This is a genomic window from Natrinema sp. CRL1 (assembly GCF_059162405.1).
In genome coordinates this window covers 227923-254342 of sequence record NZ_JBLVOY010000004.1, presented here as the reverse complement: position 1 = coordinate 254342, position 26420 = coordinate 227923, and the positions used below count along the sequence as shown (strand labels likewise).

Sequence of the window (26420 nt, the reverse complement as noted above, 5' to 3'; positions counted from 1 at the left end):
CCGATTCAGTCGTCGCAGCCGGACTCGAGCACCGCTGGCCGTTTCGCATCTTGCTGACCCCGCTCCCGTCTCCCCCGTTCCGCGAGCACCCGCTGGACGATGTCGCTGCTCGAGTGCAGTCGCTCCCCAGTGGACTCGAGGCCGCCAGCCCGCTCGACGCGACAGTCGATCCCCCACGCCGCGAGCAGCTCAGCGATTTCCGCTTCGTCGTGGTGCTGGTCGTGGCCCAGTGCGATGACGTCGGGATCGATCTCTCGGATCGGGATCGAGAAGTCCTCGGGATGGCCGAGTCGGGCGTGATCGACCGCCTCGAGCGCGGCGATCGTCTCGCGTCGCTGCTCGTCCGGAACCACTGGATCGGGTTTGTGAGTAACGCTCTCCGTACGGGCGACGATGACGTGAAGTTCGTCGCCCGCCGCAGCCGCCTCTTCGAGGTAGTGGACGTGGCCCGGGTGGAGCAGATCGAAGGTGCCCTGTGCGACGACACGTGTCGGCCGTTCGGTCGGTTCGGCTGTCTGTCCGTTCATAGCTGTCGTTCCGCCGTGATCGTCACGGCCTCGGCTCGCCGGGACCTCGAGCGACGAGCAGTGCGACTGAGCCGCCGGTCCCACGCCACGTCTCTCGGGCGATGAGCGTCTCCGTCCGTGGTCGTGTGGGGCCTCACTTACGTACCGGAATCCGGCTCTCGCCCCAAAGGAACTCCCACGAAGATGTTCGCGGTGGACCGGCCGGTGTTGCGTTCGGGACGGCGGCGACACGGTTCGAGTCGAAGCCGAACTGTCCCGAACCGGGGGCTTCAAGCGGGTCCGGTAGCGAATTCCCCGTAGTAACCGTGTCCGGACTCCGCTCGTTAGCTCTCGGCATCGCTCCGCTGGTCACCGATGTCGGCAGCCTCGCGGTGACGCCCCAGATGCTCGTGGTGTTCGCGATCATCCTCCTCGCGCTGGTCCTCTTCATTACCGAATGGCTGCCGATCGATGTGACCGCCATCCTGATCATGGTGTTGTTGATGATTCTGGGTGCCGATGGCGTCGCGAACTTCACCGAAATCTCGACGACAGAAGGGACCTCCGGGTTCTCCAATTCGGCGACGATCACCGTCCTCGCGATGCTCATTCTCAGTTCGGGGATCAGCCAGACCGGCGTCGTCCAGATCATCGGCCGCAAGATGTCCGCGTTCGCGGGCGACGATCTGGATAAACAACTGCTCGCGACGATCGGCGTCAGTGGCCCGATCTCCGGCTTTATCAACAACACGCCGGTCGTCGCCATCCTCGTGCCCGTCGTCTCAGACATCGCCCACAAGGGCAAGACGTCGCCGTCGAAGCTGTTGATTCCGCTCTCGTATGCCTCGATGTTCGGCGGCATGCTCACGCTGATCGGCACCTCGACCAATATCCTCGCGAGCGATGTCTCCGCGCGCCTGCTCGATCATCCCTTCTCGATGTTCGAGTTCACCAAACTCGGCGTCATCGTCGTCCTCGTGGGCAGCCTCTATCTCATGACCGTCGGCCACCGGCTACTCCCCGAGCGGGTCCCCGTCGACGACGACTACGTCACGGAGTACGCCATCGGTGAGTATCTGACCGAAGCGATCGTCGACGAGGACTCTCCGATCGTCGGCTCGACCGTCGCCGACGCCATCGACCGCGTCGAGTTCGACGCCGACATCCTGCAGGTCGTCCGCGACGGCGAGGAATTCATCGAACCCATCGGCCAGAAGACGATCCGCGCCGGCGACACGCTCCGACTGCGGGCCGACCGGCCGACCGTCCAGCAACTCGTCGAACGCGAGACGCTCACGATCGACGGCGGTCCCGAGACCGACGCCGAACTCGAGCCCGAGGAGATCCCCGACCGCACGCTGGTCGAGGTCGTCGTCCCCCGGGGCTCATTTCTCGTCGGCGAATCGCTCGAGACGTCGACGTTTCGCCAGCGCTACGACGCAACCGTGCTGGCGTTTCGCAGTCGGGGCGAGACGGTCCGCAGCGACATGGACGAACGCCGCATTCGAGTCGGCGACACGCTGTTAGTCCAGGCGGCACCCGACAGCATCGACCGACTCTCGCAAAACGACGACTTCATCGTGGCCCACGAGCCCGACGAGCCCGATTACCGCACGGAGAAGATCCCCCACGCGACGGCGATCATGGCTGGCGTCGTCGGCTTCGTCGCCGTCCCGTGGGGGGCAGTCGGCACTGCGCTGGCCGGCGCGACCGGCATCGCCGCGCTCGAGTCCATGTCGGTGCTTTCCTTGCCAATCATGGTTACTGCGCTGGCCGGTGTCGTCGCGATGGTCGCGACGGGCGTCCTCAAGCCGACCGAGATCTACGACGCCGTCGAGTGGGACGTCATTTTCCTGCTGGCGGGAATCATCCCGCTGGGGATGGCCTTAGAGCAGACCGGCGGGGCTAACCTCCTGGGGTCGCTCGTCGCCGCGACCGGCACCTATCTGCCGGCCCTCGGTGTCCTCTGGGTGTTCTACCTCGCGACTGGGCTCATTACGGGCGTCATCTCGAACAACGCGAGCGTCGTGTTGATGCTCCCGGTCGCCGTCCAGACGGCCGACCAGATCGGCGCGAACCCGTTTGCCTTCGTGCTGGCAGTAACGTTCGCGGCCTCGACGGCGTTTCTCACGCCCGTCGGCTACCAGACCAACCTGTTCGTCTACGGCCCCGGCGGCTACAAGTTCAACGACTTCGTCCGGGTCGGCGCGCCGTTGCAGTTGCTGCTCTCGATCGTCACCGTCCTCGGCATCGCGTTCTTCTGGGGGCTGACGCCTTAATCGTCCGCCGCTGTGCCGTCTTCGACGTGCAGGGCCTGATCCACCGGTTCCTCGAGCGGCGGTTCAGCCTCGTCACCTCGCTCGAGGGCTTCGGCGAGTTCCCGCTTGCGCTGTCGTCGCTCGGTGTCGTGGGCTTTCTTCGTCCGACCGGCCTTCGTGTGTGACATTAGGTATCATGCATCGTGATACAATATAGCTCTTCCCCTTGTTTCTGCCCGCCCCCGGAGTCAGCGGGAGCCGATGGCGCGATACGGCCGGAGCGCCGCCGCGTTCGGCACGACGCGGACGAGCGTCGACGCCGGCTCGTAGGCGACGCGGTCGGTCGGTGATTTGGCCGCGACGAGCTTCCAGAAGCCCGGCGAGTGAAACTGCAGGCGACACAGCCCCCGCTCGTCCGTTCGGACGGATTTCGTTTCGGTCGAGACGATCGCACCCTCGACCGGCCGTCGCCGATTATCGCGGACACGAACGGTGATTTCGGCCCCGACCGCTACCTCCCGCCGTTCGACACCGATTCGGAGCCGCCGAGTGGTTTGCATGGGAGAATATAGCACGCCCGAGCGGAAAAGCGATCACCTGCGAGTTCCGGCGAGTCCCCCTGCCGGCTCACTGCCGTGCGACGACGTGTGCGGCTTCGGGTGCGAACCCGACCGTCAGTTCGTCGCGGTCGGGGACCGTCGGCTGCTGGAGGACGATGTCGGTGCCGTTCCATCGGCCGTTGACCCGAACGGTCTCGCCGAGGAATTCGCTGGTCTCGACGCTCACCGTCAGCCGGTTTCGCTCGGCGGACCGCGAGAGTGCGCCCGGGCGCACGCAGACGGTGATCTCGTCGGTTTCCTCGGGGACCGACGGCAGCACGAACGTCTCGCCGCCGACATCGATCCGCGAGTACTCGCCGTCGCGGCCGCAGACTTCGCCCTCGAAGACGTTGTTGTCGCCGACGAACTCGGCGACGAACCGCGTCGCGGGCTGGCGATAGATCTCTTGCGGGCGGCCAACCTGTTCGATCCCGCCGTCGTTCATGACCGCGAGCCGGTCCGAGATCGCCAACGCCTCGGCCTGATCGTGCGTAACGTAGACCGTCGTGATCTCGAGGGTCGATTGAATCTTCTTTACCTGCCGGCGCAGCGACTCCCGAAGCTGGGCGTCGAGCGCGCTCATCGGCTCGTCGAGCAAGAGCAGCTCCGGAGCCGGAGCGAGCGCTCGAGCCAGCGCCACCCGCTGTCGTTGACCGCCCGAGAGCTGTTCGGGGCTGCGCTCGCCCATCCCCTCGAGATCGACTAACTCGAGCAGGTCGGCGACGCGCTCGTCGACCGTCGTTCCGTCCGGCGGCTCCCGGAACTGGAGTCCGTAGCCGACGTTTTCGGCGACGTTCATGTGGGGAAACAGTGCGTAGCTCTGGAAGACCACGCCGACGTCCCGCCGCTCGGGTGGGACGCCGGTCATCGCTCGAGTATCGAAACGGATCGTGCCGTCGGTCGGCTCCTCGAAGCCGGCGACGGTCCGCAGCGTCGTCGTCTTCCCGCAGCCCGAGGGCCCGACGAGGGTGAAAAACTCCCCGTCGCGGACGGCCAGATCGACGCCCTCGAGCGCGACGGTGTCGCCGTAGGCCTTCGAGACGCCCTTCAGGCGAAGCTCGGTCATCGCTCGAACCTCCCGCCGACGCGGTCGACGACGACGAAACTCGCGGCCGTGACGGCCAACAACACCGTTCCCATGGCGATCGCGGGGCCGGAGCGGCGACCGAGGTAGCGCTCGACGGCGACGGGCATGGTATACGTCTGGCTGCCGCCCGCCAAAATCACCGTCGAAGAGAACTCGCCGATCGAGATGGCGAAGGCGAAGGCCGTGCCGGCGACGATGCCGCTCGCCACCAGCGGGAGTTCGATGTCCCGGAGCGCGCGATACCGGGAGGCCCCGAGCGCGCGTGCGGACTCGACCATCGCCGGATCGAGGGTCGACAGCAGCGGCGAGACGTTCCGCGTGACGAAGGGGTAGGCCGCGACGGCGTGGGCGAAGACGATCGCGACCGCGCCGGTCACCTGAAACCGCCAGCCGCCGGGTAGCGGAATCCCGAAGACCAGCCCCCGCAGGAGCCCGATCCCGAAGACGACCCCGCTGACCGCCAGCGGCAACATCGCCAGCGTGTCGACGATCGCGCCGCCGCGCCCGGCACGCACCGTCACCACCGAGACGACCACGCCCATCGGCACGGCGACGGCCAGCGTCGCGATCCCGAAGACGAGCGAGTTCCGGATCGCGACCCACGGCAGCGTCTGGTAGTCGGCCCCCTCGAGTTGGCGCTCGAGCAGGAACGCGTAGTGACGAGTCGTGAACCCGCTTCCGTCGGTGACGCTGCCCGCGACGAGACTCGCCAGCGGCCCGACGAAGACGACGACGGCGACGAGCCCGTAGCAGAGAATCGCCACCCGGCGCGGCGAGAGCGCCGTCCGGAGATCCGGAAACAGCGGTTCTCTGTCGGGCTCACCAGTTCCGCGAGCCAGCCCTGACTGGGCGGACTCGTACCGGAGGTAGGCGTAGGTCAGGCAAAGCGAGAGGAGCGTCTCGAGGACCGCGAGCGTCGCGGCCTCGGCGTAAGCCAGCCGCCGGACCCGGTCGTAGATCCAGACTTCGACGGTCGCGAGTTGCAACCCGCCCAGTGCGAGCACGATTGGGAAGGTCATGAAGGTGAAGATGAACGTCAACAGCGCGCCGGTCAGGACCGCCGGCAGGAGCTGGGGAACGACCACGTCCCGAAACGCGCGGCGCGGGCTCGCCCCGAGACTGCGGGCGGTTTCGACGGTCCGAGCGTCGACGGACTCCCAGGCGGCGACGGTGACTCGCGCCACCAGCGGCGCGTTGTAGAACGCGTGGGCGACGATGACGACCGCGAGCGGGTTCCACTCGATGAAGGGGTACGGCCCGAGTCCGGCGACGCCGAGCAGTCCGTTGAGCGTTCCCGTGCGACCGAACATCGCATAGAAGCCGACCGCGACCATGATCCCCGGCAGCACGAAGGGGAGAATCGTCAGCGAGCGCAGCGTTTGCCGTCCGCGGAACTCGTAGTTCGCGAGGATGTATGCCGCCGGCAGGCCGAGCACGACGCTCGCGACCGTCGACAGCGCGGCCTGATAGGCCGTAAAGCCGAACAGCCCCGTCCGAACTCCCGGCATCTCGAGGCCCAGCAGCGGAACCGGGAGCGGGACGCCGGGAAGCGGGTACTCGAGCGAGACCGACACCGAGACGGCCGCGAGCCAGCCGGCGATCGACTCGAGGTGGTGTCGAACCGAAAGCGGCTCCGCGAAGACGTCCGCGAGCGCCCCGAAATAAAACGGGTCGGTGAGGACCTCGCGGACGAACGCGAGCGTCGCTCCCCCGTCGTCGACGACGGCGTTGGCGAAGACGACGCCGACCGGGACGTAGAGCATGACCGCGAGGACGGCAGCCGTCGCGAGCGCCGTCAGCGAAAGAGCGCGGCGCTCGAGCCAGCCGCGAGCGGTGGCGGACCCTCGTCGAAGCCGGACGAGCCGACCGGATCGATCCGAGCGGGCCACGGCCCTATCGGCTGGCGAACTCGCGGGCCCAGTCGTCGACCCAGTTGTTGAGGTTGCCCCGGAGCCGGTCGTAGCCGATCGTCACCGCCTCCGGCGGGACGTGGGCGTACTGATCGAACTCGTCGTCGAGGTCGACGTACTCCTCGTCGACAGACGGGAACTGCACGTTGCGCTGGGCGATGACCGCTTGGGCGTCGTTCGAGAGGGCGAAATCGAGGAACTCGTAGGCGAGGTCGAGTTCGCTCGCCTCCTCGAAAATCCCCATGCCTTCGGGGTTGGCGTAGGCCTGTCCGTCCGGGAATGCGACCTGATGGCGGCTCATCTCGTAGTCGTACTCGTTTGCGAACACCTGATCGGTCGAATAGGAGACGACCATCGACCGCTCCCCGTTCATGTAGGCCCCGTTGTACGACTCTTGCCAGTCCTCGAGAATGCGAACGCCGTTTGCCTCGAGGTCGCGCCAGTAGTCGAGGTAGCCGTCCTCGCCGTAGGCGTCGATCGTCCACAGCAGGAACGCCTGTCCCGTGTCCGAGCCCTGCGCGTTCTGGGCCAGCAGCGCGTCCTCGTAGGCCGGCTCGGTCAGGTCGTCGAGCGTCTCGGGTTCGTCGACGAGTTCCTCGTCGTAGACGGGGGTGATATAGCCCGTGTCGTAGGCGAGGACGCGCCCGTGGGGGTCGCCCATGTCGAGCCCGTCCCGAATGCGCGCTGCGTTGTCGATCCGATCGACGTTGAGTTCCCGGAGGAGGCCGCCGTCCTCGAGCGTGTCGTCGACCCGGACGAGGTCGTCGACGTTGGCCCCGAGATAGACGTCAGCATCGATCCCGGCGCTCTGTTGGCTGCGATCGATGTAGTCGTTGATGCCGTTTTCCGGGACGGTCCACGTCAGTTCGGCGTCGGGGTATGCTTCTTCGAAGGCGTCCTTGAGCCACGGACCTGCCGGATTCTCCCCGTTGACCATCGAATCGTACGTCGCGACCTGAACCTTGCCCTCGAGATCCGGGTTCTCCGGTTCTGGATCGCCGGTTTCATCGTCGTCTTCCGAACCGTCTCCATCGCGAGTCAGACAGCCAGCGACGCCGGCGACCGCGCTTCCGCCGACCGCGCCGACGAACGTGCGTCGTCTCATTACGCGGTGGTTGTACCCGGTGGTCTTAAGGCCCCTGATCGACGCCGTTCCGTTCGGTCGCCGTCGCTCGAGCCGAAAGACTTTATTCTCCGGGTGAGATTCACCGCTGTGACTGGACCGACGGCCGCGACGAACTCGAGGGCGACCAGACGCCGGTACGTTCTCGCGGGCATCGTCGTCCTCCTCGGCGCTATTACGGCCGGTATCCTGCTCGAGGTTCTCGGGACGATCCTGTTCGCGCTCACGGTTGCTTACGTCCTCATGCCCGTCCAGCGCTGGCTGGTCAGGCGGGGTCTCTCCGAGTGGCTGGGCGCGCTCGCGGCGACCGTGGTCGGCTTCGTGGCCGCGATCGCGGTCTTCTCGCCGATCGTCGTGACCCTTTACTTCCGCACCGAGCAGGTGCTCGACGCCGTCGAGGGGCTCCCGCAGGAACTGTCGATCACGGTTCTCGAGGCGACGTATTCGATCGAGGCCGGCGAGGTCCAAGCGCTCGCGGTCGACTACCTCAGTAGCGCCGCGACCACATTCGCGCTGGCGCTGCCAGTACTTGCAATCAAGTTCGCGCTGTTCGTCGTCCTCCTCTTCGGCCTCCTGCTCAAAGGCAGGGAGGCGGGCCGGGCCGCCGTCGCGCCGATTCCCCACGGCTACCGGGACGTCGTCTACGCGCTCACGACGCGGGCTCGCGAGACGCTATACGCGATCTACGTTTTACAGGTCGCGACCTCGATCGCGACGCTTCTCATCGCCTACCCGCTGTTCTGGGTGCTCGGCTACGAGGGGGCCTTGACCCTCTCGATCATCGCCGCGGTGTTGCAGTTCGTCCCGATCATCGGGCCGAGCATGCTCATCGCCCCGATCGCCCTCTATCACGTCGCTGTCGGCGACATCGTCGCGGCGACCCTGATAGGCGTCTTCGGACTCTCCCTCGTCGCGTGGCTCCCCGATATCGCCGTCCGACCGCGGCTGTCCCGCCGTTCGGCCGGCCTCCCCGGTAGCCTCTACTTCGTCGGCTTTACCGGGGGCCTCTTCACGCTCGGCCCGATCGGAATCGTCGTCGGACCGCTGCTCGTCGCGGTCTTCGTCGAGGCCGTCGACCTGCTCGCCGACGAAGTCAACAGCGACGCCACGTTCGGCGAGATCATCGAGTCCGACCTCGAGGAGCCCCCGAGCGAGGACGCCGACACGGAGACGACCTTCGAGGAGTCGAGTTCGTCGGTCGCCAACGACTAATCGATCGTTCGCTCTTCGCCCGGTTGGCGGTCCACAGCGACCCGAAACCACGGACCACCGACATTTTTCTCCCTGCTCCCCGTTCGTTCGGTATGGTCAGCAGTCGAACGCTCGTCAACGCGCTCATCGGCGCCGTCGTCGGCGTCGTCCTCTCGTTCATCCCGTTCTCGACCGTGCTCGCCGGGGCGATCGCCGGCTTCCTCGAGGGGCCGGACGGCCGAGCGGGAGCGATCGCCGGGACGCTGGCCGGCGCGATCACCTTCCTCCCGATCGCGGGCGGCGCGGTCCTCGTGTTCGGCTTCCTCGGGTTGGGACTCGGCTTCGGGGTGCCCTTCGAGGGCGTCGCGCTCCTCTGGGTCCTGCTCGTCGGCGGCATGCTGTTCCTCCTCTTCTATACTGTCGGCCCGGCGCTGCTGGGCGGCTATCTCGGCGCGTACCTCGCACGCGAGTATCCCGACCAGCGACGGCGCACGCGGGAGACGATCCACCTCGACGCCGCGTCGAGGCAACCGTCCCGTACGGCCGAAACGACGGGTGTCAGGGATCGCGACCGGGAGCCGGATCAAACCACCTCGGGCGGTCTCGAGGGCGATCGCTATTCGGACCGCGAGCAGGGCCGAGAGCGCGATCCCGACCCCGAACGCGAGTCGTAGACGCGGCGGTCCCAGCCGGCGGCCTCGGCGCTCGCGTCACTCGTACCGGAGGGCGTCGATCGGGTCCGTCCGCGCCGCCCGCCACGCGGGATACAGCCCCGCGAGGATCCCGACGAGAACGCCGACGACGATCGCGAGCGCGACGTACTCGAGGGGGTAGACCAGCGGGATTTCGATGTACTGCGCGCCGAGATAGCCGGCGAGGAGCCCCAGTCCCGTCCCCAGAATCGCGCCGATGACGCCAAGGATGACCGCCTCGGTCAGAAACAGGCCGAGCACGTCGCGGTTCTGCGCGCCGACGGCTTTCATGATGCCGATCTCGCGGGTCCGCTCGGTGACGCTGACCAGCATGATGTTCGCGATGCCGATCGAGCCGACCAACAGGGAGATGGCCGCGATGCCGACGATGAAGTTCCGCAGAAGATCCAGGATATCCTGCAGTTGCTGGAGCAGTTCCGTACTCGTCTGGAAGGTGACCGCGAGGTCGTCGCCCAGCAGCTCGCTCGCGTCGGAGTCGTCGCTCTCGAGGTAGGCGGTCGCGCTCTCGCGGGCGGCGTCGATATCGGACTGGTCGGTCGATTCGGCCTCGACGATGATCGCGAGGAAGCGAGCGTCGTCGCCGCTGTCATCACCACCACCGTCGCTGGTACTCTCACCGCCACTATCGCCACTACCGCCGCCATCGCCGCCACCGCCGTCTCCGCCCTCCCCGCTCTCTCCGCCGCCGATTCCCAGCCCCGCCGCCTGCTCGGCATAGTAGGGATCGGTCGGCACGTAGACCCGCGGCGAAGATTCGAACCCTTCGAACGGGCTCAGTCCCTCGCTGGTATCGGTGATGCCGACCACCTCGAGTGTCGTCCGCTCGCCGCCGAGGATCGTCACCGTGAGTTCGTCACCGACGGTGACGTTCTCCTCGAACTGGTCCGCGGCCGCGGGGTTGATTACCGCCTCGCGTTCGCCCATTTCGAACTGTCTGCCCTCCGAGAGCCGGTCCTCGCGGATGTACGACGGCCCCGAGGCGATCAGTCCGTTCCCCTGTGCGACCTGCTCCTCGCCGTTCGAGATCGCTTGGGTCTGAATCGTCGCGTAGCCGTAGGCCGCCTCGACGTCCTCGAGGTCCTCGACCGCCTCGAGGTCGTCCTGCGTAAATACGGGTTGTGCGCCCGCCAACGGACCGCCGTCGGTGTCGGGGTCGGCGGCCCAGCCGTAGACGTTGCGCTGGTCGTCGGGGCTGATGTCGCCGATGATTCCCGCTTGCAGGCTCGCCCCCAGCGTGACGAAGGCGATGACCGCCGCGATGCCGATCACGATCCCCAGCGTCGTCAGCGCCGACCGGAGCTTGTGGCCGCGGATAGACCGCCACGAGAGGCGCAGGCTCTCGAGCGGGTTCATTCGGAATCACCGCCCGACTCCGCCGTTCGGCTCGCCGTTGGATCCGTCGTCGCGCCGTCGGCGGCTCCGCCGAGGTCCTCGATCCGCTCGATTCGCCCGTCGAGTAAGTGGACGATCCGGTCGGCCCGCTCGGCGACGTGGCGCTCGTGGGTGACGACGAGCATCGTCGTCCCGCCCGCGTGAAACTCGTCGAAGAGGTCCAGAATGTCGGACTCGGTGTCGGTATCGAGGTTTCCCGACGGCTCGTCTGCCAGCACGATCGCCGGATCGTTGACCAGCGCCCGCGCGAGCGCGACCCGCTGGCGCTGACCTCCCGACAGTTCGTTCGGCAGGTGATCCGCCCGGTCGCCGAGTCCGACGCGCTCGAGCAGGTCCCGCGCCCGCTGCCGGCGTTCGGTCCGGTCGACGCCCTGAAACAGCTGCGGGAGCGCCACGTTCTCGAGGGCGTTCAGCCGCGGCATGAGGTTGAACGTCTGGAAGACGAAGCCGACCGCCGTCCCCCGAAGCTGGGTCCGTTCGCGGTCCCCGAGCGCACCGACCTCGCGACCGCCGACGACGACCTCCCCCGCCGTCGGCGTGTCCAGACAGCCAACGAGGTTCATCAGCGTCGATTTCCCGGAGCCGCTGGGTCCCATGATTGCGGTGTAAGAGCCCCGCGGAACCGCGAGGGAGACGCCGTCGAGGGCGTGGACGGGTTCGCCGATACGGTAGGTCTTGCGGACGTTCGAGAGGCGGACCGCCGTCTCCCGTGTCATGCTCGGTCGTCCACGGACGGTTCAAAAAAGGTTCGCCACGAGGATACTGTTCGGATTCGTGTGACTCGACCGCCCGACCGTCGGCGGCGGCCCACGAGATGCAACGCTTTTCCCGTCGCCGCTCGCTTGCACATCCATGAAGACGGACGGTGGCTCCGACACAGCGAAGCGCCGCGCCGGCGAACGCGCGGCCGAGGCAGTCGAAGACGGGTTCGTCGTCGGGCTCGGCACCGGATCGACGACCGCCCACGCGATCCGGGCGATCGGCCGAGCCGTCGACGACGGGCTCGAGATCCGCGGGATTCCGACCTCGTTTCAGTCCCGCCAACTGGCGCTCGAGGTCGGTATCCCCCTGACCGAACTCGACGCGGTCGACCGCGTGGATCTCGCGATCGACGGGGCCGATCAGGTGGTCGACGACTCGGAGGCGGCCGCTCGCGGCGCGCTCATCAAGGGCGGTGGCGCGGCCCACGCGCGCGAGAAACTGGTCGACACGGCGGCGGACCGGTTCGTCGTCGTCGCCGACCCCTCGAAGCTGACCGACCGACTCGAGCGCTCGGTGCCGGTCGAAGTGCTTCCCGACGCCCACACCACCGTGGCGAATCGGATCGCCGCGATGGAGGGCGAGCCGACGCTTCGAGACGCCGAGCGAAAGGATGGCCCGGTCGTGACCGACAACGGTAATCTGGTGCTCGACTGTGCGTTCGGGCCGATTGACGACCCCGCGGCGCTGGCGGCGACGCTCTCGGCGATTCCGGGCGTCGTGGAACACGGCCTGTTCGTCGGGATGGCCGACGCGACCTACATCGGCACCGACGACGGCGTCGAGGTTCGACACTACTGACGACCCGTTTCTCGCTGTCGACCGCCTCAGACCTGTTTCGGCATCTCCTCGCGTTCGTCGGCTGGCGTGCCGACCCGCCGTGCGAACAGGCCGACGATGACGTAGATTGCCCCCAGTAGGCGGGTCACGGGGACTACCCATCCTTTCACCTCGAGTTCGTCACCGTTCTCGTAGGCCATCTCGAGATTGAAGTCGACGACCGTTCGCGGGAACAGCCCCAGTACGAGCCCGACGACTGCGAGGGCGTTCTCGAGACCTGCCGGGACGCCGTCCTCACGACCGAGCAGCCAGACGAAGACTAGCCCCTCGAGTCGAGCCATCGGAACCGTCCATGGGCGCAGCCGTCCTGCGTCGGGGTCTGTGAACGCGATTCGCTCGCCGATTCCGATGATCCGTCTCGGGGCGACGATCTCGAGGAGCGCGACTCCGATCGCCAGCGGTCGTCGCATGGTCGTGGCGATTGTCCTCATCTCGAACCGAGCCGAAGCCGACTCGAGGCGGCGTCCGCGTCGGTCTCGCCTGCGGCCGCTGTCGTCTCCTCGCCCGTGCTCCGCGAGAGCAGGGTCACGGTGAGATAGAGCACGCCCAACAGCCGCGCCGCGGGGACGACCCACGGTTGCAGTTCGAGATCGTCGCTGTTCGCGTAGACCAGGTGCTGGCTGAGATCGATGATCGGCTGTGGAACCAAGACCAGTGTTAGGCCGGCGAGCCCGAGCACTCCGCTGACGAGCGTCGATCCCTGCCGGCCGCGGACCAGCAACCAGACGAAGAGCAGCCCCTCGAGTCGCGCGCCGGTACGCGCCAGCGGCCGTCGTCGGGTCTCCGCGGGGTTTCGCAGTCCGATCCGTTCGCACAGTTCGATGATCGGCTCCGGCTTGACGATTTCGACGAGCCCGAACCCAATCAGGAGCTTGCGTAACATGTGTCCCCTTCCTACGGCGAATGGCAAAAAACTCGAGCCGGCAGCCGGCTGCCGGCGACCGAACTCGTCTCAGCGACGGACGCGTCGCTATCCGAGTAGCGTCCGAAAAAATCGCGGGCGATCGTGCCTTACAGGTCGCGGGGCTGGACCGTCTTCCGGTCGTTGGCTTCTGCGCGTCGGGCAGCGTCCTCGAGCAGTTCGTCGACTTCCTCGTCGAGTGCGTCGTAGAAGTCCGAAGCTACGTTTTTGTCATCGAGCGCTTCCTTGACGGCGGCTTTGACGATAAGATCTGCCATACGATGTACCCGTTTCGCGTTACCTCATATAACGGTTTTGGTTAGTCGTCGAAATACGGGGGTTGCAGCGGTTGATTCGCCCGTTTCGGGTACCAAAATCACCGGAAAGTATATGTCGGATGAGTAGGCGCCGCGAATTTCGGGCCGTCCGAACCCCGGGATCCGGGTCGCGCGCGGTCCTCCGGGGCTGGCGCGCACGTTCAGTGAGACTGTGCGATTGGTAATGAGTATCACTCGATCGGCGAGATCGGGTCGACGGATTCGAGTGCGTCGCCCGTCGAGGACGACCATGCGCGAACTCCTCGAGGCCGTCGCCGACGGCTCGCTGTCGCCGGCACAGGCCGAAGCCGAACTCAGGGGGTACGTCGTCGGCGAGGCGGGCCGGTTCGACGCCGCCCGCGACCAGCGCCGCGGGATCCCGGAAGCGATCTTCGCGGAGGGCAAATCGGCCGAACAGGTCGCCGCACTCGCCGAGACCGCCCTCGAGACGACGGGCCGAGCGTTGCTCACCAGACTGTCCGACTCGCAGTACGACGCACTCGAAACCCACCTTGCCGATGCCGTCCCCGATGCGACGATCGATCGCCGGAGCGCGACGGTCCGCGTTACGACGCCCGACTACGAGCAGCCGTCGCTGGACGCGACGGTCGGAATCGCGACCGGCGGAACGGTCGACGCGCCGGTCGCCGACGAGGCGGCGGCCGTCTGTCTGGACGCCGGCGCGACGGTCGACAGGGTCGACGACATCGGGGTCGCGGCGCTTTCCCGAACCCTCGACCAACTCGACCGACTCCGCGAGGCGGACGTTCTCATCGTCGCCGCCGGCCGAGAGGGAGCCCTGCCGACCGTTATCGCCGGCCTCGTCGACACGCCGGTCATCGGGGTCCCCGTCTCGAGTGGGTACGGTCACGCCGGCGACGGTGAAGCGGCGCTCGACGGGATGCTCCAGTCCTGTACCGTGCTGTCGGTCGTCAACATCGATGCTGGGTTCGTCGCCGGGTCGCAGGCGACCCTGATCGCCCGGGCGATCGCCGCCGCTCGTGAATAACTCGCATGGCTACTTCCGGAAAAATCCTTTTCTCAATCGAAAAGCCAAACAGTGTATGGTGAAGGTTATTTATTCGTTCACCCAGTAGTAGAAGGTACCGGCTTCGGCCGGTGTGACCAATGCCCAAGTGTGACCACTGCGGCGCGCACGTCTCCGAACGGTTTGCACGCGTCTTCGCCGACGAACACGGCGAAATCCACGCCTGCGTGAGCTGTTCGGCCAACGCCGGAATCGCGGAAGCTGCAAAAGAGCGCGCCCGCGGCACCTGACGCATCGCGACCGACAACCACACGCCCCCTCGGACGAGTCGCTTTTTACCGTTCCGTACCTGCCGACGAGCGATGGCCGACTACGTCGTCTATGTCCTCGAGTGTGCCGACGGCTCGCTGTACACAGGCTACACGACCGACCTCGAGCGACGCGTCGCCGAACACGACGCCGGCGAGGGCGCGAAGTACACCCGCGGGCGGACGCCGGTCGAACTCAGATATCACGAGCGATTCGACTCCAAATCCGCCGCGATGTCCCGCGAGTACGAGATCAAGCAACTGAGCCGCACCCAGAAGGAGCGGCTCGTCGGCCTCGAGTGAGCGGTCGGCGACTGCTGTCCGATCATTTCCCGTAGTACAGTCACTATTCTCTCTCGCTTCGGGTCCGAAAAATAGATGGGTGTCGCACGCGATGTCGGGCTCGAGATGGACTCCGACATCGTCGACAAGTTCGAACAACCCGAGTATACCGGCGAGAACCGGTGTGTGCCCTGCACCGTCCTGAACCTCGGTATCGCGGCAGTGGCCAGCGCGGCCATCGCGCGCAAGTCCCGAGTCGGCGGCTTGCTTGCCGCTGGCGTCTCCATCGCGCTGATCTACCTCCGCGGCTACCTCGTTCCGGGGACGCCGACGCTGACCAAGCGTTACCTCCCGCCCGAGGTCCTGCGCTGGTTCGGCAAGGACCCCGAACCCGCCGTCGCGAGCGGGCTCAGCCCCGTCGAAACCGCAACGGCCGACGCTACCGGTCCAGCCCGATCCGCTGCCGAACCCGACGCGCCAACGGGCCCTGGTGAGGCCGACGACGCGATCGCTGCCAACGAGGCCGACGCTGCCGAGACGCCTGACGCGGACGACGCGACTGTCGCCGCCAGCAACGGCGGTGCCGACCGAGCGGCCCTCGACCTCGAGACGTTCTTCCGCAAGCACGACGTCCTCGAGCCGTGTTCGGACCGGGACGACCTCTGTCTCACTGACGACTTCGAGGCCGCGTGGTTCGACGAAATCGAGCCGCTCGCCGACGGAACCGTCGACGCCGCGGCGGCTGCCGACGCCTTCGGATTCGACGCCGACCCAGACGCCTTCGACCTCGAGACACGGGGCGAGGCTCGCGCTCTGCTGTCGCAGTCGCGTACGGTCGGCCGATGGCCCTCTCGAGCCGCGCTGATCGCGGACGTCGCTGCGAGCCGGACCCTCGAGACGTGGGTCGACGACTGGGACTCCTTCGACCCCGAGACGAAAGGCGAGGTCCTGAACGGCCTCCGCATGTTCCTCGAGACGTGCCCGTCCGGCGGCGACGTGGTAATGGGCGAGGAGGTCGTCGAGTCCTGCTGTAGCAGCCACGAGGTCGTCGCAGTCACCTGTGAGGAGACGGGCGAGCGACTCTTCGAACAGCGTCTCGCGGATATCGACGCCTGACTTCGTTCCGGCCGGCTGGGACTGACCGAGGGCCGGCCACTGCTTCTCGAGTTGCGAGCAGAACTCAGTCGTCAGCTGCCGCGGATCGCGACGACGTGACGCTGGGATCGATAAAGGCGTACTCGGTGATCATTCGGCCGAGTTTCTCCACCCGTTCCCGAAGGGCGGGATCGCGGAACCGACGGCCGTCGATCGCGTCGGGATCGGTCTCGAACTTTTCGGACGCGTTTCGGAGCCCGACCTGATGGGGGAGGACCCAGCCGTGGACCCCGCGGACGGTGATTCGCAGGTGATCGAGCGTCGAGCCGTAGCTCCCGCCGCCGGCGGTCGCCAGCAAGCCGACGGTCGTCTCCTCGTACTCGTCGAACCCGCAGTAGTCGTGGAAGTTTTTCAGCGCGCCCGAGTACGAGCCGTGATAGACCGGCGTCCCGAGAACGACGGCGTCGGCCTCGCGCACGAGGCGGGTGACCGCTTCGCTGTCGCCCTGTTCGCCGATGTTGGGGTCGTAGACGGGGAGGTCGTACTCTTGCAGGTCGAGCAGCGTCGTTTCGGCACCGGTTTCTTCGGCCGCTCGGAGGACGTACTTCAGTGCCGTTCGCGTGTAGCTCCCGTCGCGGAGGCTCCCGTTGACGGCGACGACAAATGGGGAGGGCGTCATGACCCGCTGTACGCGGCCGATCCGGAAAACGCCGTTGCCGACGTTCGACGATGCGGATCGACTCGCCGAATCCACCGTGTGACTCCGTGACTATCGCGTTCTCCGCCAGCGTCGCTTTTTTCGCGCCGGCCATCGACCACCGGAGCATGGAGACGATCAGTTTCGGCACCGACGGCTGGCGGGCGACGCTCGAGGAGTTCACCGCTCCCCGCGTTCGAATGGTGGGGCAAGCGGTCGCGACGTATCTCGCGGACGAGGGCCTCGAGGGCCCGGTCGCGGTGGGGTACGACGCTCGCGAGACCTCCCGCGGGTTCGCTGAGGAACTGGCCCGCGTGTTGTGTTCGAACGGCTTCGATGTCTTGCTGTCCGATCGGGACCGGCCGACGCCGCTGATCGCCCACGCGATCGTCGACCGCGATCTCGCGGGCGGGCTCGTCATCACCGCCTCGCACAACCCGCCGGAGTACAACGGCGTGAAGTTCATTCCCGAGGACGGTGCGCCGGCCCTGCCCGCCGTCACCGACGCCATCGCGGAGCGACTCGCCGAACCCGACCCGCTCCCCGAGGCCGAACACGGGACCGCCCGCGAGGTCGACTTCGCCGAGCCACACGCCGACGCCGCCCTCGAGTTAGTCGAGTCGATCACCGGCAGTGCCGACCTCTCCGGCCTCGGTGTCGCCTACGATGCCATGCACGGCAGCGGCCGCGGGACGACCGACGCCTTGCTCGAGCGGGCCGGTGCCACCCTCGAGCGCTATCGCTGCGAGCGGGACCCCGCGTTCGGCGGCGGCTCGCCCGAACCCGCCGCGGAGAACCTCGCAGAACTGATCGCGGCCGTCACGGACGACGGACGCAGCGTCGACCTCGGCATCGCCAACGACGGGGACGCCGACCGGATCGCCATCGTCACGCCGGAACGCGGCTATCTGGACGAGAACCTGTTTTTCGCCGCCCTCTACGACTACTTACTCGAGGACGCGTCGGGCGCGGCGGTCCGGTCCGTCTCGACGACCTTCCTGATCGACCGGGTCGCTGAGGCCCACGGCGAGACCGTCCGTGAGGTCCCAGTCGGCTTCAAGTGGGTCGCCGAAGCGATGGCCGACGGCGACGCCTTGGTCGGCGGCGAGGAGTCCGGCGGCTTCACCGTCCGCGGCCACGTCCGCGAGAAAGACGGCGTCCTCTTGGCCGTGCTCGCGGCCGCGATGCACGCCGAGGAGCCGCTCGACGACCGGGTCGACCGGTTGCTCTCCGAACACGGCACTGTCGTCCAGGACAAGAGCAGCGTCGACTGCCCCGACGACGAGAAATCGCGGGTGCTCGCGGACCTCGAGGGCGTGATCCCCGAGACCGTCGCCGGAACGGCGGTCGAGGGAATCAACACTGCAGACGGGTTCAAACTCCAACTCGCCGACGGCTCGTGGCTGCTGGTCCGGCCAAGCGGGACCGAGCCCGTCTTGCGAGTCTACGCCGAAGCAGCCGACGAGGACCGCGTTCGGGCGTTGCTCGAGGCGGGCGAGGACCTGGTCGAACCGCTGATCTAAGATCAGTTGAGATCACGTATTGCGACGTGTAGAGAGCGTAACCAACGGCAGAGAGTCCTGCTATCGTGGCACCACGGGGATGCCACACCCTCCCCAGCCGACTCGCTCGTTCGCTGTACTCACTCGCTCGTCCCTCGCACGATGTGGCCGACTGCCCTCGCTATCACTCGGGCAGCCGACAGCGCGCGCCACGTGGTGAGTTCGCAGTCTCGAGAAGAGTGTGCTGTGCACCGCTTAGTCGACTCGCTCCGCCGGTACGCCGACGACGGTCGCGCCGGGGTCGACATCTTGGGTGACGACCGAACCCGCACCGACGGCGGCGTCCTCGCCGATCGTGATGTCGCCCAGTAGCGTGGCGTTCGCACCGAGCTGTGCACCTTCCTCGACCGTTGGATGTCGCTTGACCGGTGCGTTGGTGTCGCCGCCGAGCGTGACGCCATGGTACATGTGAACATCGTCGCCGATTTCGGCCGTCTCGCCGATGACGACGCCCATCCCGTGATCGATCGTCACCCGTCGGCCGAGTTCGGCGGCCGGGTGGATCTCCACGCCGGTCAAGAGGCGAACGACGTGGGAGAACAGCCGTGCCAACAGGCGACAGCCGGCCCCACCGTTCCAGCAGCGGTGGGCGAGCCGGTGGGCCCAGACCGCGTGCAGACCCGGATAACAGAGCAGGACCTCGAGCCACCCCTGTGCGGCGGGGTCGCGTTCGCGCATCGCCCGCACGTCCTCACGCACGCGTTCGAACATCGCTCTGGATCGGCCTCGCAGGAGCGGTCTCCGCGCGACGCTGGCCGCGGGTCGACGGCCGAGTCGGCGAGCGACAACACCGGCCCGCGGCGTAACGAGGACGGTTCCTGTCGAGACGCCCGGTGGGGCCGGTGGATACCATATCCGAACGTAGCAGTGGGGGTAGTGTAAAAGGATTCGTTTCCCGCGTTTCGTTCATTCGCGCTCACACGTCGGGCGCTCTCGCTACCGACCTCAGCGGATTACCAAAATTGAGGCGAGAATGCCCCTTCTTCAAGGAGCGACCAACAGGAGCGAGTAGGGAGGGGACGAATCGCCGCACGAGAGACAAACGATTAAACGAACACACACCTAATCAATAGACTGCGATGGAGTACAGTCACCGCTATCGAGCGTATCCGACACAAAAGGTGGCGGAGGCTGTAGAACATCACATCGACATTCATCGCCAAGCGTACAATTTCACGCGGTACGAATACACGAACCACAACGACGCCGATGACGTTGGTTCGGCGTACAAGCATCACGACCGCCTCACCGATTGGAAAGACGAGTTCCCGGTGTTCACAATGGTTCATTCGAAAGCACTCCAGCGAACCGTCACGCGATTCTATCAGAACCTCTCGAGTCTCTCTGAACAGAAGACGAACGGTCACACGGTCGGGATGCTCACGTGGAAGTCGCCAAGGGAGTTTCAGAGTATGACATATTCGCAGTCCGGTCATCAGACTACGTCTGATGACGGCTTCGAACTCAAAAACACGAGTGGCCGCAGCGCGACACTCTGGCTCTCCAAAATCGGAGACATCAAAATCCGGTACCACCGCTCAATTCCCGACAAAGCAGACATCAAAGAAGTCACTATTAAAAAAGAGACAACTGGCGAGTGGTTTGTCTCCTTCGGTCTCGAAACCGACGAGACTGATCTCCCGGAGAAACCTAACGTGGATTCGCTCAACACGAACAACAGCGTGGGAATCGACCTCGGCATCCGCAACTACATCCACACCAGCGACGGCAAGACCGTGGATTGGCTCAACCTCGAAGACGAGTATGAACAACTCCGCCGCGAGCAACGCAACCTCTCACGGAAAGAGAACGGGTCGAACAATTACGAGAAGCAACGACTGAAGGTTGCGAAGGCCAAGCGTCACATCCAGCGAACGGTGTTGGACTACCAGCATAAACTCACGACGTGGCTCGCCCGCGAGTACGACGCGGTGTTCGTCGAGGACTTGAACGTGAAGGAGATGCTCGAACAATCGCACAACGCTCGCAACAAGCAGGATGCGGCGTGGCGACAGTTCATCACTCTGCTCGAATACAAAGCCAAATTATACGGGACGCACGTCGTTCAGGTCGAAGCACGTGGAACGACGAAAGAGTGTGCGTCGTGTGGCGTGGAGACGGCAAAACCCATCTGGGTTAGAGAGCATTCGTGTCCGTCGTGTGGGTTCGAGTGTGACCGTGATGCGAACGCAGCGATGAACGTCTTGCAGAGAGGCTTTTCTGAATTAGGGCTGGGATGGCCCGAAGACACGCCTGTGGAGACTGCGCTCCCTACGGACACCCATTCGGTGTCTGCAAAGCGCGTCGTAGAAACAGGAAGCCCCACCCTCAACGAAGCCGCACCAGCGGCTGAGTAGGGTGGGGTAGTTCACTTGCCGCGAGCGAGTCGCGTTCCGATGCGTTCGGGCAACCCCGCCTCCTCGACCGCCGCTTGGACCGCCTCGATGTCGTACTCGACGCGATGGGTGTCGACGGTCAGCGCGTCGAGATCGACCACCGCATAGCCCGCCCGCGGATCGCTATCTCGGGGCTGGCCGACGCTGCCCGGATTGACCACGATCCCCTCCGCGAACTGCTTTGTGCCCTGCACGTGGGTGTGGCCGAGTACCAGTACGTCCTCGTCGCCGAGCAGCCGCGCCGAGAACTCTTCCGGGTACGTATACCGGGTGTACCGATCGGGATCGTCCGGGTGGCCGTGGACGAGTTTCACTCGGCCGTCGCACTCGAGTCGCTCTGCCGGCAGGGAGCCGAGCCACTCGAGTTGGTCGTCAGAAAGCTCCTGCTCGGCGTAATCGACGCCTGCTTTCGCCATCCCGTTGAAGCGGAGGGGGGTCTCCGCGGCCACGGCGGCGTCGTGGTTTCCCATCACCGTCGGCACGCCCCGCGCTCGCAATTCGTCGACGCAGTCGGCCGGCCACGGGTTGTAGCCGACGACGTCGCCTGCACAGTACAGTTCGTCGACCGGCGGCATGTCCTCGAGGACGGCCTCGAGCGCGACCCGGTTGCCGTGGATGTCCGAAACGAGTCCGACCTTCATGCCCGAAGGTAACTGGCTCGAGGGGTTTGTAGGTTAGCCGGCGGTCGGTCTGCGGACGGTGGTCCGGTATCCGTTCCCGTCGGTTCGCTTCCCCCCTCCGGAACGGTTACAGGCTGATTCGGTCCCCGTCTTCGGGAACGTGAACATCCTCGGTCTCCGCCCGCAATTCGTCACGCGTGAGCAGACAGTGATTGATCGCCTCCATGTGGACAGCGATGACCGTCGCGTCGGTGGCGTTACGGACGGCGGTGACGTCCGAGACGCCCATGGTGATCGGCTCGCCCTCGTTGAACTGCGCTTCGCCGGCGTTGAGGACGACCGTCTCGGGCTCGAACTCCTCGAGCGTTTCTTCGACCGCGTCGTACCAGACCGTGTCCCCGGCGACGTACACCGTTTCGTCGGCCTCGAAGACGAACCCGGAGACCGGCCCCATCTCCTCGGCTAACTCCCCGTGCCCGTGGCGACCGGGCGTCCGATGAATGGTAACGCCGTCGAACGACACCTCGTCGTCGACGGGGCGCACGTCGGTAAAGCCGTCCTCGACGAACTCCGCTGCCTCCTCGGGCTGACAGAACACGGGTACGTCCGCGTCGAGTTGCTCTTTCGCCGTTTCGTGGAAGTGGTCGCGATGGCGGTGGGTGACAACCACGGCGTCGTGGGACAGGTCGACATCAGGCAGCGCAACGAGCGGGTTCTCGCGGTCGTTCGGCGTGTCCGGGATCGGCGGGATATCGCCCGGGGACGCGAACATCGGATCGACGAGAAAAGTCGTCTCACCGAGAGTCACGAGAACAGTGGCGTTCCGGACGAGATGAATACCAGTATCAGAATCTGTCGGCATACGCTATACGCATCGCCGAGCGGAGTTAGTAGTTCGCTTGAACGAACCCTCCGAGCGCCGTCGCGTCGATCAGTCGCCGTTCTCGAGCGCCGTTTCGAACCCGTCGTCGGTCCGGGCGACGCCGGCCGCACAGACCGCGTGTTCGAACTCGAAATCGTACGCTTCGCTGGCGGCCTCGGCGGCGCTTTCGGCCTCGAACTCGACCGGTTCGGGCGAGTCCTTCTCGTAGGTCGCGACCAGCGTCGGCTCGTCGACGGTCTCGACCAGCAGTGCGTCCTTTCGGACTGTTCCGATCAGGGCCTCGCCGTCGCCGCCGATCGTCGCCGCGATGCGGGGCGTGTCGTAGTCGTCTTTCTCGTAATCCAGCGCCAGCAGACTCTCGGCCAGCGCGTCCCGAGCAGGGTAGCCGAGCTCGAGTTTCTCCGCGATCGGATCGACGTGCGAGCCGTTGCCGAAGGCGGCCGTCTCGCCCGTCGGCGTCTCGACGACCCGCAGGCAGTTATAAGAGACGTAGGGGTTGTCCGTCTCCGGGGCGTCCGCGGTGGGACCCACGGTGAGCGCCTCGTCTCGAGCGGTGATTTCTCGGTTCGGGAACGATCGCGAAGAGACGCGGTACGCGCCTCCTTCGGGGCCGACGACGACGAATCGTCCGACGTACATACACGCAGATGCGCGAGAGAACGGAAAAGGGGTATCGGTTCGCACTCGAGCGGCCGTCTTCGTCGCGACCGTGCGAGAGTTTATACGATATCGGGCGGCGAACGGCGGTGTGACGACGGAGGAGGATTGCCTCGAGGCGCTACAGGAGGCTACCGAACGACTGGGCGAATCGCCGACGAAGGCGCAGTACGAGGAGTTGGGTCTGACGCCCGCTTCGGCGACAATCATTCGGACCTGTGGCGGCTGGAACGACGCGAAAGAGATGGCGGGACTGGAGACTGCGTACTCACGGGGGCCTCGAGTCGGACCGAAACCGGACGAAGTCAACCTTCCTGAGGGAACGTCGTGGGAGGACCTGTCTGTCGACCAGCGGTGGCACTACCGAAATGTCGAGTGGAATACCGAGCGGACACTACAACGTCGCTCTTGGCTTCGTTCGTGGCTCAACGAGCGAAAGCGCGAACGAGGCTGTTCCCAGTGTGGTGTTGATACCGCCGCGTGTTTGGATTTCCATCATACCGATGAGGAACAGAAAGAAATGGCGGTCGGGCGAATGGTTACCTTTGGGTACGGAAAAGACGCACTTCGTGACGAGATCGAGAAGTGTGTAGTGCTGTGTGCCAACTGCCACCGCGCGCTTCACAACTCGCGACCGGAGCGGGAACGTCGGCGATGGATTGCCGATCTGAAACGTGAGGAGGGGTGTAATCGATGTGAAACGTCAGACCCTGCTTGTCTGGATTTTCACCATTCCGGTGATGAAAAAGAGGCGACTGTCGCGGAACTCGTCTCGAACGGGAAATCGAAAAGGCGTATTCGAACCGAAATCGAGCGGTGTGAGGTTCTCTGTGCGAACTGCCATCGGACGGAACACTACGTTCCACCGACGCAATAACCCCTGTACAGTCCGGTATTCATGCGACATCTCCTCGAGTTCCACTCGCGGCTGAGTTCGTAACACTCTAATACCAACATCAACTACGAGTTGGTACGTCGTCGGCGAAGACGAACCGACGAAACATGTCAAGTCCATTAGGGTAGTGGCCAATCCTCCGAGCTTCTGGGGCTCGGGACGCTGGTTCGAATCCAGCATGGACTACTTCTCTACCGCTTCGACTCGAGTACTTCACCAGTTTCGTCTCCCGGTTTCCAGTCGAAACGAAGGGGTCGTCGGGGCGAATCCGCCGTTACCAGAACTCATATTGTGATGACGGGCATAGTTGGGCGTAATGAACCGACGGCAGTTCCTCGCGGTAGGATCGACGGCGACCGTGGCGACCGTCGCGGGGTGTCTCGGCGGTGACGGCGGTCAGGGTGACGGGTACGGCCCGGAGCCGGAGTCTGAACCCGAGGAGCGATCGGTCGACACCAATGCCTACGAGACGCAGACGTTCGAGGGCGTCGAAGTGCCGTTAGCACCTATCGAGGACGTCTTCTACTGGTACCAGCGACAGGAAGCGCGGGTGGCCGACGCACGTGGATCGAACCAGTACGAGAACGCCCACATCGCGGGTGCGCCGCTGAGCCCTGCGCCGGACGGCGGGTCGAACGACCCGATCGCAGACTGGGACACGGGTGATCGCATCGTCACCTACTGTGGCTGTCCCCACCACCTCTCCGGGCTGCGTGCCGCATCGCTGATCGACAACGGCTTCGAGGAGGTATACGCGCTCGACGACGGCTTTCAGGCGTGGATCGATGCCGGCTATCCGCTCGAGGGCTCCGAGGTATCGGAGGATCGGACGACCTACCACATTCAGGGGCAGTCCGACGCCGCCTACGCCGGTGAGATGGTCATGCTCGAGCAAGTCGACGCGGATCGGCGCGAAGCGGCTCCGATCGCCGACGACGGCTCGTACACGCTTCAGCTCCACTACGCGGGCTCGACCGACTCTCGGTTCAGAGTCGAAGCACCCGATTACACGACCGAGGGAACGCTCGCGGACCTGACGAGCAACCCCGTGCGTTCCTAACGGTACAATTCGGACCGTTCGTAGGCCCCTTCCCGCTCGAGTTCCCCACGTTTGCCTAACACGGCCGGCGTCCGGCAGATCCCCGGTGCGCCGGTCACCTGCGGCACCGTACAGTTGTTGCAACTCTCACAGAGCACGCGCGGGTTTTCGGTCTCGGACCCGGTCTCGAGCAGCCGCGCACCCAGCCGCGGCTCGGCATAGAAGGGGCGGGCCATGCCGACCATATCGCAGGCGGGTTCTGTGCCGCTCGCATCGGCGCTTCTCTCGGTTTCCGTCCTCGAGCCGAGCAATCGATCCATCTCCTCGCGGTCCCGGATGCCGCCCTCTGCCAGCACCGGAATCGACACCTGCTCGCGCACCCGCCGACAGAACGCCTCGTTCCACGCGGGTTCGCGGTCGTACTGCAGTGATTGAACCCGATTTGCCAGCGCGACGAGTCGCCGGCGGGTCGCGCCGCCGAAAGCCGCGTCGTAGGCCTCCCGAAGGGCCTCGTTCTCCCACGCCCGCTCGGGGTACTTCCCGCGGACGATGCTCATGTCCCAGACGACGGAGGTCTGGACGGGAACGACCGCGTCGTAGCCGATTTTCTCGAGTCGGCGGGCGATTTCGACGCCGTCCTCGAGCGACAGCTTTCGGCGAACGACGGGTGCGGGCGGTGCCGGGGTCTCCGCCGGCACCTTGGTCAGCAGCGGCACGTCGCCGGCCCGCTCGCGGATCTCGTCGTGGACGACCGCGAGGAACTGCAGACGGGCCTCGGGGGAGCCGCCGAACTCGTCGTCCCGGCGGTTGTAAAAGGGCGAGAGGAACTGCTGGACGATCCCCATGTTGGCCCCGGCGAGGTGGACACCGTCGTAGCCCGCCTCGACGGCGCGGGCCGCCGCGCGGCCGAAATCCGCCGCGAGCTCGTACACCTCCGCGGTCGTGAGGACGTGCGGGTCGTACTCGAGGAATCCGAGTCGGTCGAGCAGCCGCAACTGCCAGGGTGGCTCCGAGACGGCGAGTTGCTCGAGGTCCGGATGCTCCTCGCGGTACTGGGCGTGCCACGTCTCCATGCTCCGGAGGCCGCCGTGCTCGAGTTGGACGACGATCCGGCTCCCGTGGTTGTGGATCCGCTCAGTCAGCCGCGACAGCCGCGAGACGAACGCGGGGTCGTGGACGCGGGTCATCCCCGGCGCGGCACAGCCGCCGTCGCCGCGAACGATCGTCGCGCCCTGACAGATGAGCCCGACGCCCGACGCCGCCGCAGGCTCTAAGTCGTCGATCAGCGCGTCGACCGCGTCGGGGCCGTTGCCCGCACACTCGAGCAGCGGCGCGCGATATAACCGATTCGGGATCGTCATGCCGCCGATCTCGAGTGAGTCCTCGAGAGTGGCCATGAACG

The 26420-nt window shown here is 65.9% G+C and carries 29 protein-coding genes and 1 tRNA gene; 13 read left to right on the top strand and 17 right to left on the bottom strand.

The genetic code is table 11. The annotated features are described in order from the left end of the window. Nucleotides 1–5: 5 nt before the first annotated feature. Nucleotides 6–527, bottom strand: a complete 522-nt coding sequence (locus ACJYUO_RS15385) for an FAD synthase family protein (protein WP_494346224.1) — start codon at nt 525–527, stop codon at nt 6–8. Nucleotides 528–910: 383 nt separating this feature from the next. Between ACJYUO_RS15385 and ACJYUO_RS15380 the strand changes: the two genes are divergently transcribed. Continuing rightward, nucleotides 911–2785 carry an SLC13 family permease gene (locus ACJYUO_RS15380; protein ID WP_494346476.1) on the top strand — a complete coding sequence of 625 codons (1875 nt, stop codon included), beginning with the start codon at nt 911–913 and terminating at the stop codon, nt 2783–2785. Here the strand turns inward: ACJYUO_RS15380 and ACJYUO_RS15375 are convergent. The 5 genes from ACJYUO_RS15375 to ACJYUO_RS15355 form a co-directional block, all read right to left on the bottom strand. Further along, on the bottom strand, nt 2782–2952 hold the full coding sequence (locus tag ACJYUO_RS15375) for a hypothetical protein (RefSeq protein WP_494346223.1): 171 nt from the start codon (nt 2950–2952) through the stop codon (nt 2782–2784). The two genes, ACJYUO_RS15380 and ACJYUO_RS15375, sit on opposite strands and share 4 nt — an antisense overlap. A 60-nt stretch (nt 2953–3012) precedes the next feature. Then, entirely contained in the window at nt 3013–3324 is a 312-nt protein-coding gene (locus tag ACJYUO_RS15370) for a carboxypeptidase regulatory-like domain-containing protein (RefSeq protein ID WP_494346222.1), read from the bottom strand. 67 nt (nt 3325–3391) lie between these two features. Beyond that, nucleotides 3392–4429, bottom strand: coding sequence for an ABC transporter ATP-binding protein (locus tag ACJYUO_RS15365; RefSeq protein WP_494346221.1), 1038 nt, complete (start codon nt 4427–4429; stop codon nt 3392–3394). Next, nucleotides 4426–6339, bottom strand: coding sequence for an ABC transporter permease (locus tag ACJYUO_RS15360; RefSeq protein WP_494346220.1), 1914 nt, complete (start codon nt 6337–6339; stop codon nt 4426–4428). Before ACJYUO_RS15360 ends, ACJYUO_RS15365 begins: the two co-directional genes overlap by 4 nt. 4 nt (nt 6340–6343) lie before the next feature. Next, on the bottom strand, nt 6344–7465 hold the full coding sequence (locus ACJYUO_RS15355) for a thiamine ABC transporter substrate-binding protein (RefSeq protein ID WP_494346219.1): 1122 nt from the start codon (nt 7463–7465) through the stop codon (nt 6344–6346). A 108-nt stretch (nt 7466–7573) separates the two neighbouring features. Between ACJYUO_RS15355 and ACJYUO_RS15350 the strand changes: the two genes are divergently transcribed. Next, a complete protein-coding gene (locus ACJYUO_RS15350) occupies nt 7574–8695 on the top strand; it encodes an AI-2E family transporter (RefSeq protein WP_494346218.1) in 1122 nt (373 codons plus the stop codon). 92 nt (nt 8696–8787) lie between these two features. After that, nucleotides 8788–9348, top strand: a complete 561-nt coding sequence (locus ACJYUO_RS15345) for a DUF5518 domain-containing protein (RefSeq protein WP_494346217.1) — start codon at nt 8788–8790, stop codon at nt 9346–9348. 36 nt (nt 9349–9384) lie between these two features. On the opposite strand, the gene ACJYUO_RS15340 is transcribed toward ACJYUO_RS15345, so the two are convergent. Together ACJYUO_RS15340 and ACJYUO_RS15335 are read right to left on the bottom strand one after the other, a co-directional pair. Continuing rightward, nucleotides 9385–10740: an ABC transporter permease gene (locus ACJYUO_RS15340; protein ID WP_494346216.1), complete on the bottom strand. Its 1356-nt coding sequence runs from the start codon at nt 10738–10740 to the stop codon at nt 9385–9387. Continuing rightward, on the bottom strand, nt 10737–11495 hold the full coding sequence (locus ACJYUO_RS15335) for an ABC transporter ATP-binding protein (RefSeq protein WP_494346215.1): 759 nt from the start codon (nt 11493–11495) through the stop codon (nt 10737–10739). The genes ACJYUO_RS15340 and ACJYUO_RS15335 overlap by 4 nt, the downstream gene beginning before the upstream one ends. A 136-nt stretch (nt 11496–11631) precedes the next feature. Between ACJYUO_RS15335 and rpiA the strand changes: the two genes are divergently transcribed. Continuing rightward, nucleotides 11632–12339: a ribose-5-phosphate isomerase RpiA gene (gene rpiA / locus ACJYUO_RS15330; protein WP_494346214.1), complete on the top strand. Its 708-nt coding sequence runs from the start codon at nt 11632–11634 to the stop codon at nt 12337–12339. Between the two features lie 26 nt (nt 12340–12365). Here the strand turns inward: rpiA and ACJYUO_RS15325 are convergent, their stop codons facing one another. From ACJYUO_RS15325 to ACJYUO_RS15315, 3 genes are all read right to left on the bottom strand, one after another. After that, the gene (locus ACJYUO_RS15325; protein WP_494346213.1) at nt 12366–12788 is read right to left on the bottom strand and encodes a hypothetical protein; all 423 of its coding nucleotides are present in this window, start codon (nt 12786–12788) and stop codon (nt 12366–12368) included. A 17-nt stretch (nt 12789–12805) separates the two neighbouring features. After that, a complete protein-coding gene (locus ACJYUO_RS15320) occupies nt 12806–13261 on the bottom strand; it encodes a hypothetical protein (protein ID WP_494346212.1) in 456 nt (151 codons plus the stop codon). Between the two features lie 128 nt (nt 13262–13389). After that, nucleotides 13390–13557: a DUF1931 family protein gene (locus ACJYUO_RS15315; protein WP_004267503.1), complete on the bottom strand. Its 168-nt coding sequence runs from the start codon at nt 13555–13557 to the stop codon at nt 13390–13392. A gap of 289 nt (nt 13558–13846) precedes the next feature. Between ACJYUO_RS15315 and larB the strand changes: the two genes are divergently transcribed. From larB to ACJYUO_RS15295, 4 genes are all read left to right on the top strand, one after another. Further along, nucleotides 13847–14605: a nickel pincer cofactor biosynthesis protein LarB gene (gene larB / locus ACJYUO_RS15310; RefSeq protein WP_494346211.1), complete on the top strand. Its 759-nt coding sequence runs from the start codon at nt 13847–13849 to the stop codon at nt 14603–14605. A 119-nt stretch (nt 14606–14724) separates the two neighbouring features. Then, the gene (locus ACJYUO_RS15305) at nt 14725–14874 is read left to right on the top strand and encodes a DUF7563 family protein (protein ID WP_006184973.1); all 150 of its coding nucleotides are present in this window, start codon (nt 14725–14727) and stop codon (nt 14872–14874) included. 72 nt (nt 14875–14946) lie between these two features. Next, nucleotides 14947–15195, top strand: a complete 249-nt coding sequence (locus tag ACJYUO_RS15300; RefSeq protein ID WP_494346210.1) for a GIY-YIG nuclease family protein — start codon at nt 14947–14949, stop codon at nt 15193–15195. Between the two features lie 105 nt (nt 15196–15300). Next, a complete protein-coding gene (locus ACJYUO_RS15295) occupies nt 15301–16290 on the top strand; it encodes a DUF8054 domain-containing protein (protein ID WP_494346475.1) in 990 nt (329 codons plus the stop codon). A gap of 64 nt (nt 16291–16354) precedes the next feature. Here ACJYUO_RS15295 and ACJYUO_RS15290 read toward each other — a convergent pair whose 3' ends face one another. Continuing rightward, the gene (locus ACJYUO_RS15290; RefSeq protein WP_494346209.1) at nt 16355–16948 is read right to left on the bottom strand and encodes an NADPH-dependent FMN reductase; all 594 of its coding nucleotides are present in this window, start codon (nt 16946–16948) and stop codon (nt 16355–16357) included. A gap of 146 nt (nt 16949–17094) precedes the next feature. Here ACJYUO_RS15290 and ACJYUO_RS15285 point away from each other — a divergent pair, with 146 nt between their 5' ends. Then, nucleotides 17095–18489 carry a phosphoglucomutase/phosphomannomutase family protein gene (locus ACJYUO_RS15285; RefSeq protein ID WP_494346474.1) on the top strand — a complete coding sequence of 465 codons (1395 nt, stop codon included), beginning with the start codon at nt 17095–17097 and terminating at the stop codon, nt 18487–18489. A gap of 234 nt (nt 18490–18723) precedes the next feature. On the opposite strand, the gene cysE is transcribed toward ACJYUO_RS15285, so the two are convergent. Continuing rightward, nucleotides 18724–19239, bottom strand: coding sequence for a serine O-acetyltransferase (gene cysE, locus ACJYUO_RS15280; RefSeq protein ID WP_494346208.1), 516 nt, complete (start codon nt 19237–19239; stop codon nt 18724–18726). 368 nt (nt 19240–19607) lie between these two features. Between cysE and ACJYUO_RS15275 the strand changes: the two genes are divergently transcribed. Further along, entirely contained in the window at nt 19608–20885 is a 1278-nt protein-coding gene (locus ACJYUO_RS15275) for an RNA-guided endonuclease InsQ/TnpB family protein (RefSeq protein ID WP_494346207.1), read from the top strand. A gap of 11 nt (nt 20886–20896) precedes the next feature. On the opposite strand, the gene ACJYUO_RS15270 is transcribed toward ACJYUO_RS15275, so the two are convergent. The 3 genes from ACJYUO_RS15270 to ACJYUO_RS15260 form a co-directional block, all read right to left on the bottom strand. Further along, complete coding sequence (locus ACJYUO_RS15270; protein WP_494346206.1) at nt 20897–21565, bottom strand: metallophosphoesterase family protein; 669 nt, start codon at nt 21563–21565, stop codon at nt 20897–20899. A gap of 106 nt (nt 21566–21671) precedes the next feature. Further along, entirely contained in the window at nt 21672–22406 is a 735-nt protein-coding gene (locus ACJYUO_RS15265; RefSeq protein ID WP_494346205.1) for an MBL fold metallo-hydrolase, read from the bottom strand. A gap of 69 nt (nt 22407–22475) precedes the next feature. Then, a complete protein-coding gene (locus tag ACJYUO_RS15260) occupies nt 22476–23066 on the bottom strand; it encodes an IMP cyclohydrolase (RefSeq protein WP_494346204.1) in 591 nt (196 codons plus the stop codon). Between the two features lie 109 nt (nt 23067–23175). Between ACJYUO_RS15260 and ACJYUO_RS15255 the strand changes: the two genes are divergently transcribed. From ACJYUO_RS15255 to ACJYUO_RS15245, 3 genes are all read left to right on the top strand, one after another. After that, on the top strand, nt 23176–23961 hold the full coding sequence (locus ACJYUO_RS15255) for a homing endonuclease associated repeat-containing protein (RefSeq protein WP_494346203.1): 786 nt from the start codon (nt 23176–23178) through the stop codon (nt 23959–23961). Between the two features lie 131 nt (nt 23962–24092). After that, a tRNA-Gln gene (locus ACJYUO_RS15250) sits at nt 24093–24165 on the top strand. A gap of 130 nt (nt 24166–24295) precedes the next feature. Continuing rightward, the gene (locus ACJYUO_RS15245; RefSeq protein WP_494346202.1) at nt 24296–25039 is read left to right on the top strand and encodes a rhodanese-like domain-containing protein; all 744 of its coding nucleotides are present in this window, start codon (nt 24296–24298) and stop codon (nt 25037–25039) included. Here ACJYUO_RS15245 and ACJYUO_RS15240 read toward each other — a convergent pair. After that, a complete protein-coding gene (locus ACJYUO_RS15240; RefSeq protein ID WP_494346201.1) occupies nt 25036–26415 on the bottom strand; it encodes an oxidoreductase in 1380 nt (459 codons plus the stop codon). The two genes, ACJYUO_RS15245 and ACJYUO_RS15240, sit on opposite strands and share 4 nt — an antisense overlap. Between the last annotated feature and the right edge of the window lie 5 nt (nt 26416–26420).